This is a genomic window from Streptomyces sp. NPDC127117, from assembly GCF_042677325.1.
Lineage (GTDB): Bacteria > Actinomycetota > Actinomycetes > Streptomycetales > Streptomycetaceae > Streptomyces.
The window spans coordinates 94,115-106,318 of record NZ_JBHXTM010000024.1 but is presented as its reverse complement, the minus strand read 5'-3'; the positions used below and the strand labels follow the sequence as shown (position 1 = coordinate 106,318).

8 protein-coding genes are annotated in these 12,204 nt (G+C 71.4%); 4 read left to right on the top strand and 4 right to left on the bottom strand.

Annotated elements, in window-relative coordinates; translation table 11 throughout:
- Nucleotides 1-150 precede the first annotated feature (150 nt).
- From rpsL to tuf, 4 genes are all read left to right on the top strand, one after another.
- Nucleotides 151-522: a 30S ribosomal protein S12 gene (rpsL, locus tag ACFVH0_RS22150; RefSeq protein ID WP_003948652.1), complete on the top strand. Its 372-nt coding sequence runs from the start codon at nt 151-153 to the stop codon at nt 520-522.
- Between the two features lie 2 nt (nt 523-524).
- Entirely contained in the window at nt 525-995 is a 471-nt protein-coding gene (rpsG, locus tag ACFVH0_RS22145) for a 30S ribosomal protein S7 (protein ID WP_072485550.1), read from the top strand.
- Between the two features lie 38 nt (nt 996-1,033).
- Complete coding sequence (gene fusA / locus ACFVH0_RS22140) at nt 1,034-3,160, top strand: elongation factor G (RefSeq protein WP_329922561.1); 2,127 nt, start codon at nt 1,034-1,036, stop codon at nt 3,158-3,160.
- 160 nt (nt 3,161-3,320) lie between these two features.
- The gene (gene tuf, locus ACFVH0_RS22135; RefSeq protein ID WP_383722828.1) at nt 3,321-4,514 is read left to right on the top strand and encodes an elongation factor Tu; all 1,194 of its coding nucleotides are present in this window, start codon (nt 3,321-3,323) and stop codon (nt 4,512-4,514) included.
- Nucleotides 4,515-4,681: 167 nt separating this feature from the next.
- Here the strand turns inward: tuf and ACFVH0_RS22130 are convergent, their stop codons facing one another.
- From ACFVH0_RS22130 to ACFVH0_RS22115, 4 genes are all read right to left on the bottom strand, one after another.
- Nucleotides 4,682-6,748, bottom strand: coding sequence for a PIG-L family deacetylase (locus ACFVH0_RS22130; protein ID WP_385822549.1), 2,067 nt, complete (start codon nt 6,746-6,748; stop codon nt 4,682-4,684).
- Between the two features lie 202 nt (nt 6,749-6,950).
- Nucleotides 6,951-7,406 carry a GNAT family N-acetyltransferase gene (locus ACFVH0_RS22125; protein WP_385822518.1) on the bottom strand — a complete coding sequence of 152 codons (456 nt, stop codon included), beginning with the start codon at nt 7,404-7,406 and terminating at the stop codon, nt 6,951-6,953.
- Nucleotides 7,407-7,453: 47 nt separating this feature from the next.
- Nucleotides 7,454-10,045 carry a poly(A) polymerase gene (locus ACFVH0_RS22120; RefSeq protein ID WP_385822516.1) on the bottom strand — a complete coding sequence of 864 codons (2,592 nt, stop codon included), beginning with the start codon at nt 10,043-10,045 and terminating at the stop codon, nt 7,454-7,456.
- Nucleotides 10,046-10,208: 163 nt separating this feature from the next.
- A complete protein-coding gene (locus tag ACFVH0_RS22115) occupies nt 10,209-11,879 on the bottom strand; it encodes an RNA ligase family protein (RefSeq protein ID WP_385822514.1) in 1,671 nt (556 codons plus the stop codon).
- Between the last annotated feature and the right edge of the window lie 325 nt (nt 11,880-12,204).

Genomic DNA, 12,204 nt, shown 5'->3' with positions numbered 1-12,204 from the left:
TCAACCGCATGGCGAGTCCGTCAGTGGCTACCGCAATCTGCGCTCCTTCTGCCTTGCGGCAGAAGCCTGCAGTATTCGACACACCCGACCGCGTGGGTCGGTGACGTTCCAGGTTAGTTTCACGAACGGCACACAGAAACCGGAGAAGTAGTGCCTACGATCCAGCAGCTGGTCCGGAAGGGCCGGCAGGACAAGGTCGAGAAGAACAAGACGCCCGCGCTCGAGGGTTCGCCCCAGCGCCGCGGCGTCTGCACGCGTGTGTTCACGACCACCCCGAAGAAGCCGAACTCGGCCCTCCGTAAGGTCGCGCGTGTGCGTCTGACCTCCGGTATCGAGGTCACGGCCTACATCCCGGGTGAGGGACACAACCTGCAGGAGCACTCCATCGTGCTCGTGCGTGGTGGCCGTGTGAAGGACCTGCCGGGTGTTCGTTACAAGATCATCCGCGGCTCGCTCGACACCCAGGGTGTCAAGAACCGCAAGCAGGCCCGCAGCCGCTACGGCGCCAAGAAGGAGAAGTAAGAATGCCTCGTAAGGGCCCCGCCCCGAAGCGCCCGGTCATCATCGACCCGGTCTACAACTCTCCTCTTGTCACCTCGCTGATCAACAAGATCCTGCTGGACGGCAAGCGTTCCACCGCCGAGCGGATCGTGTACGGCGCCATGGAGGGCCTCCGCGAGAAGACCGGCAACGACCCGGTCATCACGCTGAAGCGCGCGCTTGAGAACGTCAAGCCCTCGCTCGAGGTCAAGTCCCGCCGTGTCGGTGGCGCCACCTACCAGGTGCCGATCGAGGTCAAGCCCGGTCGCGCCTCCACCCTCGCACTGCGCTGGCTCGTGGGTTACTCCCGCGCCCGCCGTGAGAAGACCATGACCGAGCGCCTCATGAACGAGCTGCTCGACGCCTCCAACGGTCTTGGCGCTGCCGTCAAGAAGCGCGAGGACACCCACAAGATGGCCGAGTCCAACAAGGCCTTCGCGCACTACCGCTGGTAGTCGCTACCCACATCGAGACCGAGAGAAGATTGAGCCTTATGGCCACCACTTCGCTTGACCTGGCCAAGGTCCGCAACATCGGGATCATGGCCCACATCGACGCGGGCAAGACGACCACCACTGAGCGGATCCTGTTCTACACCGGCGTCTCGTACAAGATCGGTGAAGTCCACGACGGCGCTGCCACGATGGACTGGATGGAGCAGGAGCAGGAGCGCGGCATCACGATCACGTCCGCCGCGACGACCTGCCACTGGCCGCTCAATGATGTTGACCACACCATCAACATCATCGACACCCCGGGTCACGTCGACTTCACCGTCGAGGTGGAGCGTTCGCTCCGCGTCCTCGACGGCGCGGTCACCGTGTTCGACGGTGTCGCCGGCGTCGAGCCGCAGTCCGAGACCGTCTGGCGTCAGGCGGACCGCTACGGCGTGCCGCGTATCTGCTTCGTCAACAAGCTCGACCGCACCGGTGCCGACTTCTTCCGCTGCGTCCAGATGATCACGGACCGCCTCGGCGCGACCCCGATCGTCATGCAGCTCCCGATCGGTGCCGAGGCCGACTTCACGGGTGTCGTCGACCTCGTGACGATGAAGGCGTTCGTCTACCCCGTCGAAGCGACCAAGGGCGAGGCGTACGACATCGTCGACATCCCCGCCGAGCTCGCGGAGAAGGCCGAGGAGTACCGCGGCAAGCTCCTTGAGGCCGCCGCGGAGAACGACGAGGCGCTCATGGAGCTCTACCTGGAGGGCGAAGAGCCTTCCGTGGAGCAGCTCTACGAGGGCATCCGTCGCATCACCATCAACTCGGGCAAGGGCGGCGAGACGACCGTCACCCCCGTGTTCTGCGGCACCGCGTTCAAGAACAAGGGCGTCCAGCCCCTGCTCGACGCCGTCGTGCGCTACCTCCCCTCCCCCCTGGACGTCGAGGCCATCGAGGGCCACAGCGTCAAGGACCCGGAGGAGGTCGTCAAGCGCAAGCCGTCCGACGACGAGCCGCTCGCGGCCCTCGCGTTCAAGATCATGAGCGACCCGCACCTCGGCAAGCTCACCTTCGTCCGGGTCTACTCGGGCCGCCTGGAGTCCGGCACCTCGGTGCTGAACTCCGTCAAGGGCAAGAAGGAGCGCATCGGCAAGATCTACCGCATGCACGCGAACAAGCGTGAGGAGATCGAGTCGGTGGGCGCCGGCGACATCATCGCCGTCATGGGCCTGAAGCAGACCACCACCGGTGAGACGCTGTGTGACGACAAGAACCCGGTCATCCTGGAGTCCATGGACTTCCCGGCGCCGGTCATTCAGGTCGCCATCGAGCCCAAGTCCAAGGGTGACCAGGAGAAGCTGGGTGTCGCCATCCAGCGCCTCTCCGAGGAGGACCCGTCCTTCCAGGTGCACTCCGACGAGGAGACCGGCCAGACCATCATCGGTGGTATGGGCGAGCTTCACCTCGAGGTGCTCGTCGACCGCATGAAGCGCGAGTTCCGCGTCGAGGCGAACGTCGGCAAGCCCCAGGTCGCGTACCGCGAGACGATCCGCAAGGCCGTCGAGCGCATCGACTACACCCACAAGAAGCAGACCGGTGGTACCGGTCAGTTCGCCAAGGTGCAGATCGCGATCGAGCCCATCGAGGGCGGCGAGGCCTCGTACGAGTTCGTCAACAAGGTCACCGGTGGCCGCATCCCCCGTGAGTACATCCCCTCGGTGGACGCGGGTGCTCAGGAAGCCATGCAGTTCGGCATCCTGGCCGGTTACGAGATGGTCGGCGTCCGCGTCATCCTTCTCGACGGTGGCTACCACGAGGTCGACTCCTCCGAGCTGGCATTCAAGATCGCCGGTTCGCAGGCGTTCAAGGAGGGTGCCCGCAAGGCGTCCCCCGTGCTCCTCGAGCCGATGATGGCCATCGAGGTGACCACGCCCGAGGACTACATGGGCGATGTCATCGGTGACATCAACTCCCGCCGTGGCCAGATCCAGGCCATGGAGGAGCGCAGCGGCGCTCGCGTCGTGAAGGGCCTCGTGCCCCTCTCGGAGATGTTCGGCTACGTCGGAGACCTCCGCAGCAAGACCTCGGGTCGCGCAAGCTACTCGATGCAGTTCGACTCCTACGCCGAGGTTCCGCGGAACGTCGCCGAGGAGATCATCGCGAAGGCCAAGGGCGAGTAACTCTCCCGAGCTCACGCTTTAGGCTTGTCACCGGAGCCTGGTGGGGCATTCGTCGCAGAGCGCAAGCAATGCGGTGAATGCCCCCGGCCCCGGCATCCCAGCAAAGATCACCTGGCGCCGATGAAGCAAGGCGTACAGAACCACTCCACAGGAGGACCCAGTGGCGAAGGCGAAGTTCGAGCGGACTAAGCCGCACGTCAACATCGGCACCATCGGTCACATTGACCACGGTAAGACGACCCTCACGGCCGCCATTACCAAGGTGCTGCACGACGCGTACCCGGACCTGAACGAGGCCTCGGCCTTCGACCAGATCGACAAGGCTCCCGAGGAGCGCCAGCGCGGTATCACGATCTCGATCGCGCACGTCGAGTACCAGACGGAGTCGCGTCACTACGCGCACGTCGACTGCCCGGGTCACGCGGACTACATCAAGAACATGATCACGGGTGCCGCGCAGATGGACGGCGCCATCCTCGTGGTCGCCGCCACCGACGGCCCGATGCCGCAGACCAAGGAGCACGTGCTCCTGGCCCGCCAGGTCGGCGTTCCGTACATCGTCGTCGCCCTGAACAAGGCCGACATGGTGGACGACGAGGAGATCCTGGAGCTCGTCGAGCTCGAGGTCCGTGAGCTCCTCTCCGAGTACGAGTTCCCGGGCGACGACCTGCCGGTCGTCAAGGTCTCGGCGCTCAAGGCGCTCGAGGGCGACAAGGAGTGGGGCCAGACCGTCCTCGACCTGATGAAGGCCGTCGACGAGAACATCCCGCAGCCCGAGCGTGACGTCGACAAGCCGTTCCTGATGCCGATCGAGGACGTCTTCACGATCACCGGTCGTGGCACCGTCGTCACCGGTCGTATCGAGCGCGGTATCCTCAAGGTCAACGAGACCGTCGACATCGTCGGTATCAAGACCGAGAAGACCACCACCACGGTCACCGGCATCGAGATGTTCCGCAAGCTGCTCGACGAGGGCCAGGCCGGTGAGAACGTCGGTCTGCTCCTCCGTGGCATCAAGCGCGAGGACGTCGAGCGCGGCCAGGTCATCATCAAGCCCGGTTCGGTCACGCCGCACACCGAGTTCGAGGCCCAGGCCTACATCCTGTCGAAGGACGAGGGTGGCCGTCACACCCCGTTCTTCAACAACTACCGCCCGCAGTTCTACTTCCGTACCACGGACGTGACCGGCGTCGTGACCCTCCCCGAGGGCACCGAGATGGTCATGCCGGGCGACAACACCGTCATGAGCGTCGCGCTGATCCAGCCGGTCGCCATGGAGGAGGGCCTGAAGTTCGCCATCCGTGAGGGTGGCCGGACCGTGGGCGCCGGCCAGGTCACCAAGATCGTCAAGTAATTACCTGACTGTCTGACCTGGTTGCTCCGCACAGAGCACCGAGAAGGGCCCCGGCCCGCCGCGCGAGCGGTGGACCGGGGCCCTTCTTCATGTCCGGACGCGCTTCATGCCTGGGTTCGAACCCGGGGGCGGACGCCCGAGTTCGTGCCCGGGGGCGGACGCTCGGCTCAGGGGCGCCAGATCCAGGGCAGGGCGTCCGGGCCCGTCGCCACCACCGTCGGCCGTCCGTCCTCCCCGACGTGCAGGGCCGGCCCGTCCAGCGCCACCTGCCCGCGCCGCCGTACGAAGTGCCCTGCGGGTGTACGGAGCTGGAGGAGGCCCGAGGCGGTGCGGCCGAGCAGCACCGGGTCGCCAGGCGATCCGGCGGCGGCCACCGGCCCGTACCCGTCCAGGCCCGCCCGGCCCTCGACCAGCCGCCCGTATCCGTCGATCCCGGTCTCGTCGGCCGTCTCCCCGGTCCGTACGGTCGTCAGGGCCGCCTTCGCCGCCGCCCGGTAGAACAGCTCGATGGTGCCGTCCGTCCCCGGCAGCGCGGCCGGTCCGTCCCCGGGCACCGGCACCCCGGTGATCTGGGTGCGCGCGGTCAGCGCCTCGCCGGGCGCGTCCTGCGTCCAGTGGTGCACCGCGAACCGGCCCGCCGCGTAGAGATGGACACACCCCTCGGAGTCCACCACGGCACTCAGCCCGTCCTGGATCTCGCCGCCGCCCATGTCCTGCCACCCGCTCCACCGGCCGGTCGTGTCCCGTACCCGGGTGCTGACGCCCTTCTCCGCGTTCCGTACGAAGAGGTGCACCCGCCCGTCGGGCGCGGCGACGGCGACCGGGACGCCGATCCGGCGCCCACCGTCGTGGTCGTGCACCGGGTTCCCCAGCCCCTGCCAGGCGCGGAAGGGGCCGCCGGGGGAGCGCTGCTCCAGCGCGACGATCTCGCGCTCGTTGTCCGCGCCGTGCCCGCTGATCGCCGAGAACCGCAGCCCGAAGAGCAGATGGCGGCCGTCCGGCAGCGTCGCGCTGCCGAGCACCGGGGCGAGCGGTCCGCCGCCGAGGTCGTCAGGCGCGTCCCACACTCCGCTGCCCGGCGCGCTCTCGCGCCGCCGCACCGCCCGCAGGCCCAGCACTCCGTAGGCGACGAGCCGGCCGTCCGGTTCGGCGGCGACGGCGGGGCGCGGGCCCGGATAGCGGTAGTGGGTGGAGCGCACCCAGCCCTTCCGGTTGGTCAGCGGCCGGTTGCCGCCCACGTTGTAGTCCCCGCAGCCCGCCGGATTGCCGCACCGCCAGTCCGCGGAGCCGCCGTACGGCACCAGGTGCGACGCCTTCTCGGCCAGCACGGCGGGCGGCAGGTTCTTCGGCCAGTGCCGGTTGTAGTAGGCCCGGAACGCGGTGGTGGCGAAGCTCGGCACCTTGCCCCCGTCTTGGGTGGCCCGGGCCACCCACCGGATCAGCGACGCCCAGGTGAACAGCGCGGCGGCCGTGTGGTCGGGGTGGTCGGAGTAGCCCTGCTGTTCGCTGTCCCGGCGCCGGACCGCCTCGCTGCTGTGCTGGATGTCGGGGTCCGGGTCCATGGTGTGCAGGGCGCTCGGCCGGTACCGCTCGAACAGCCCGGCCAGGACGTCGATCAGCCCGTCGTACGTGTACGAACCCGCCTTCCTGAGCGGGGAGCCGTCGGCGACGACGGTCGGCAGCACCAGCCGCCGGTCCTGCCAGAGACTGGGCAGCCCGAGACGCCCGTACGTGGTGTGCATGGCGGTGTTGATGAAGATCAGCTCGACCCGGCGGCCGCTGTCGGCGAGGGTGTTGAGCTCGGCACGGTGACCGCCGTGCAGCTCGATGACCGACTTCCGCCACGGGGTGAACCTGCCGAGGCCGAGCAGGGTCGCGTACGCCTGGCGGAGCCCCTGGTGGCGCGAGGAGGAGTACGCGGCCTTGTCGGGCACGGGCAGCGGGCGGCCCGGCATGCGGTTGATGCCGGTGGCCTCACCGCCGGTCAGATAGACGCAGACCAGCGGGGTTCCGGCGTCCAGCGCCTGCTGGGTGTCCGGGTTCATGAAGTAGAGGTCGTCGTCCGGATGGGCGAGGACCTGCATCATCAGGGCCGGGTGCGAGGTGCTGATCGGCAGTCCGGGCGTCGGGTCGGCGGCCGGATCGCGGCGGCGGGGCGGCGAGGGCGCCGTGCAGGCGGTGAGGGCCGCCAGACCGGTCGCGCCGGCCGCCGCCAGCAGGGTGCGCCGCGGCATTCCCGGGCGGGCTGCGCGCAGGGCGGGTCTGTCCGTCACACCGTGCTCCGTCCACTTCCCCCGCAGCGGGCGGCCGGGCGGCCCTGTGCTGCGTACCGAATCCATGCAGGTCGCGGCGGGTGGCGAGCCGCTGCTGCGGGGGGATAGACGGAGATTTCCGGAGGCGGGTTGCCTGGGTATCGACGGGTGTGACCCGCTCGGCTCAACTCATGGGTGTACGCACCATGAACACATCGATCGGGTCCTGCCGTTCCTCGGTGAACCCGTGCCGTTCGTAGAGTGCGCGGGCGGCGCTGCCCTGGAGCACGTCCAGCCGCACGGTCGCGCCCTGCTCGTCGGCCCGCGCGAGCAGCGAACGGAGCACCGCGGTGCCTGTGCCGCGCCCGTGGAGGGCGGGGGAGAGGTAGAAGTTCTCCAGCCGCAGCCCGTCGTCGGCCGGGCGCAGGGTGACGGATCCGGCGAGCTCGCCGTCCACGACCACGACCGAGGTGTGCTCGGGTACGTAACCGTCCCGCAGCCGCTGGCGTACGCGGTGCTCGTCGTAGCGCCCGAGCCGCTCCAGGTCGGGGCGCATCGCGGTGGCCCTGAGTTCGGCCAGGGCCTCGACGTCCTCGGGGCGGGCCGGGCGCAGGGCCCAGGTGGTGGTGCTCGTGTTCATGGGCGGATCCTCGCAGGCCGGGTGGGGCGGGCCTCCTCCGGCCGCCCTCACCGCAGGTCCGGCGCCTCGGCGCGGTCCGCCCGGCGCAGCGCCGCCTGTGGGATGCCGCGCAGCAGTTCCGTGCCGATCTCGGCGAGCCGGATCTCGTCGGGCGGGGTGCGGCCCAGGCCGATGGCGTACTGGACATGGGTCGTGTCGGAGCCGCACGGGCGGGGCCAGGCGTGCGCGTCCGGCGAACCGGCGTCCGCCAGGGCGGCGAGCAGGGCCAGGAGGCGGCCTCGGAAGCGGCCCTCGTCGGCGCCCTGCCGCACGGAGACGATCGCCCAGGCGGCGTGGCGCAGGCGCAGCGGCGGCGGGGTGCGGAGCAGGGCGTGCGGTACGGGGCCGGCGTCGTCGGCGGATTCCAGGATCTCCCAGGCGCGGAACAGCTCCTCGGCGATCAGGTCGCGGCCGGCCGGGGAGACCTGCGTGGTGCAGGAGCGGACGGGGGCGGTGGGGGTGAGGACGGTGAGGGGGAGGCTGCTGGGGCCGCTGGGGTCACCGGGGTGGCTGGTGTCGCTGGAGCCGCCAGTTCCGCAGGGGTGGTTGGGGCTGCTGGGGCGACTGGGGTCGCTGGTCCCGTCCGAGCCGTTGGTCCCACCGAGGCTGCTGGCGCCGCCGAGGCTGCCGGGACCGCTGGCCCTGCCGGTCCTGCCGGTCCCGTCGGAGCCGCCAGTTCCGCAGGGGTGGTTGGGGCTGCTGGGGTCGCTGGTTCCCTCCGAGCCGCTGGTCCCACCGAGGCTGCCGGGACCGCTGGCCCTGCCGGTCCTGCCGGTCCCGTCGGAGCCGCCAGTTCCGCAGGAGCCGCCCGTGTCGTCGAGGCTGTCGGCTCCGTCCGAGCCGTCGCCCCCACCGAGGCCGACCGGGCGGTCCCAGTCCCAGGTGGCCCAGGTCGCGAAGAAGTGTCTGAGCAGGGGGAGGGGAGGCAGGTCGCCGGACTCGTGGGCGGTACGGGCCGCGAGCACCGACCAGGCGACGCCCGGCAGTCCGCCGCACGGCGCTGAGTCCAGGCCGCGCGCCCGTGCCCAGCCCTTCACCTCTCGGGCGAGGCCCACGAACGCCGCCCGGTGCGGGTCCGCCGCCGCGAGCACGGCGTCCGCGTCGCTCACCGCGCTGAGCGCCGTGGCCGCCGCCTCGCCCAGCCCGGCGCGCCCGGCCACCGCCTGGCCCGGGTCGAGCGTTCCCGTCGCCACGGTCACCAGGTCCACCTTCAGGCCGCCGAGGGCGAAGCGCAGCCCCGGTACGCGGGCGCCGGTCACCTCGCGCAGGTCCACGGCGTCCGGCAGGGCCGCGGCCAGCCGCTCCCGTACCCCCGGCGGATTCACCTCGCCGGGCAGCGCCGCGACCAGGTCCACGTCCGCGCCGGGCAGCGCACAGCCCATCCGCCGGGAGCCGGCCACGTGGACACGGCCTTCGGGCAGGGCGGCGGCCACCCGGCGCACGGCATCGGCCGCGCACGCCTCCTCCGCGGCGTCCGTACGGACCTCTTCCGCCGACCCGGCGGCCAGCTCCACGCGTACCCCGAAGTGGTCCGAGACGTACAGCCCGTCCGCCGTCGGCACGTCGCCCAGCAGTACCGCCGAGACGGGCCGCAGCCGCGCCGGGCGGACCAGCACCCGGTCCAGCCGGGACACCCGCCCGGTCAGGGACGAGACCGCGGCCAGCGGATTGACCGACGGGTCGAAGGTGGGCGTCCGGTCGCCCGCGCCGTGCACCCGGCTCCAGGCGTCCGCCATCCCCAGCCGGTCCTGCGGGGTGTCCCCGCCGTCGTTGAAGTCGCCGAGCAGCGTCACATCGCCCTCGACCGCCGCCAGCCCCGTTGCCAGATCGGCCAGTTCGGCATCGCGCCGGGCGGCCCCGTCGGCCGAGTGGTCGCTGCTGAGATGGGTCGCCGCGACCGTGAGCGGTCCGTCCGGCCCGTCCACGACGACCGCCGCGACCGCCTTGTGGGGGCCGAGCGCATGCAGACCCGCCTCGTGCACCGGCACCCGGCTGAGCAGCAGCAGACCGCAGTCGGCGACGTCCCGGCCCGCCGGGTCGGCCCAGAACGTGTAGCCCGCGCGGACCCAGGGCGCGGCCAACAGCAGGGTGAGCAGGGCCGGTTCGGCCTCCTGGAGGGCGATCACATCGGCGTCCGCGGCCCGCAGCGCGTCGAGCAGGAGCGGCCGGCGCCGGGCGGTGTCGATGCGGTCGCTGTCGTAGCGGTCCCAGAGGGTGTTCCAGGTCAGCAGCGTCAGCGGGGCGACCGGCGCGGGCGCCGGCGCGTCCTCGGGCACCGGCGTCCAGGCGGCCTCCGGCGCGGAGAACGCGTGCGGCGTACGGGAGATGAAGTACGGGGACGGCAGCCGGCGCGGAGCGCGTATCCGCCCGGCGTCCGTCGCGTCGATCCGGTCCACGCCCGAGGACCGGTCCCACACCACCTCGCCGTCCGCCTCGAAGAACAGCACCCGGTGCCAGGGGATGTCCCCGCCGGGCGTGAAACGGGGCAGCGGCACCCGTTTGGGCACGGTCCCGCGCTGCGCCACGCCCATCACGAAGCGCGCCGGGTCGAACCGGGCGTCCCAGCGGACCCGGTGGTAGATCTCCTCGCTGGTACGCATTCAGGGGCCTTCCGTCCGGATCATGCCGGGCTCGCGTGTCCCGGTGCCGCGCCTCGCGGCGTTGTCGTCACCCGCCATGGCTCAGCCATGACTCCCTCCTCCGCCCCGCGATCCACGGCACCGGACCCCACTCCCAGGTCCGGCCCGATCCGGGCGGAGGGCCCTACGCCCTGTCCTCCACGGTTCCGCTCACGCCGATGTACCAGGTGCGGTGCGCCTGGCCGGGGTACGGGGGCACGAATCTGTGCAGCTGTGCGGTCAGTACCCCGGGCGGTACGGGGTGACTGCGCCGCCCGTTGCGGCGGATCAGCTCCGCCTCGTCGACCAGCGCCACGGCGTGGGTGAGCAGCGCGTCCCTGCGCCGGGCCACCGAGTGCACCAGGGAGCGCTGGTGGGCGTTGAGCGAGGTGGCGTCCCAGACGACCGTGGAGCCCGTCGCGAGCGCGGCGTCCAGCCGGTCCAGCCCCTCGCGCAGCACGTCCCCGTTGGCCTTCTGGCCGGCGCGCGAACCCCGGGCGGAGCGCAGATCGTCGAGCGAGAGATACGTGTCGACGCCGGGCAGGGCGCGCCCGAAGGTGCTCTTGCCGCTGCCGGACGGGCCGACCAGCTGGACCAGGCGCGGGAAGTCCCCGGACCGCCAGCGCCAGGTCGCGGCGACCGCCTCCTCGGCGGTGGTGACCCGGCCCACCGCGTACGCCTCACGGGCCTGCGCCAGGCAGCGGGCGGTGGCATCCGGCTCCAGATCCGCGAACGCCTCGCGCAGCCCGGCGGGTTCGCGCACGCTCTCCGCGTGCAGCGCCGACCACTCCACCTGCTCGCGCGCCTCGGCGGTGTCCGCCACCGTGGCGGCCAGCGTGTGCAGCAGCGGCAGATCGGCGGCGAACGACATCCGGGCCAGTCCGGTGCGCCGCTCCTCGTCCGGGTACGGGCGGTGCAGCCCGGGGTGCAGCCCGACGAGGTCCGCGACACGGCGGGCGAGCGGCATCCCCAGCGCCGGGGCCAGAGCGGGCGCGAGCCCGGCGCGCCGGGACCGGTGCAGCAGGGCGGCCAGCACCCCGGTCAGCCGCTCCTCGCCCGTCCGGCCGGCCGCGTCGAGGGCGTCGCCCATCGCGGCGGCGGCCCCGGCGTCCCCCGCGTCCGTCCCGGTGGCGGCGGCCAGCGCCGCCGCGTCGACCGGGGCCCCGGACCGTACGGCCCACAGGGCGGCGGCCGGGCCGAGCCCGTTCGCCACGACGGCGGCGTGCATCCAGTGCGTATCGGTCTGTACGTGTCCGGGCCGCACCCACTTGGCCACCAGACGCCGGAAGTCCGCCGCACCGAACCCGTCGGCGGGCCGTACGACGTACCCCTCCTGACGCCCGGTGTCCGGCTTCAGCGCCCGCAGCGCCTTCTCGGCGCGGGCGTCGAACACTCCGCGCCACAGCACCGTCGGCACCGGTATCCCGAGATCCCGCAGGAACGCCACGGTCCGGTCCCAGTCCAGGCAGTGCTCCCCGTCCCAGACGGAGAAGCCGTAGAAGAAGGACTCCAGGTCCTCGTACGGGATGGAGTGGCGCGCGAACATGTTCTCGCCGCAGACCCGCCACCCGTCCGGGATCCGCGCCCCGACCCGGCCCTGCAGCGCCTTCACCCAGCCCCGCGAGGGGTGATGCGCGGAGTCCAGGGAGCGGGCGTGGAGCCCGTCGGCGTAGAGCGTGGTGTTCTCGCCGTCCAGCTTCTCGGTGACGACGACCTCGCGGCCGGTCAGCCCGGAGAGGTCCGCGATCCGCACGTCGTCCGAGGTGGCCCCGGGGGACCAGGGCAGATGGGCGGTGCGCGGATAGTGCGTACGCATGATCGATGCCCCTGGTGACGACGGTTTGCCCGGCCGGTCACTGTAGGGGCGCGGGGCTGCCGCGCTCGACCCAATTAAGATGTGCGGTGCCCGGCACGGCCCCCCGCCGCGCGCCCGCGTTTGACCGAGCGACCACGCGGGGTAAGATCCTCGGCCCGATTGGCCAGGCTCAGGCCCCGTATGGCACACTGACCAGGTTGCTCGGTTGAGTGTCAATGCTGCGCGCCTCCCGCCGGGAGGACCGGAAGCGAGTCCCACAGTACTCGTCGACCCCTTGCGGGTCGGACGTACGGGAATCTTCCGGGAAGCGTCAGTGGGGCACCGG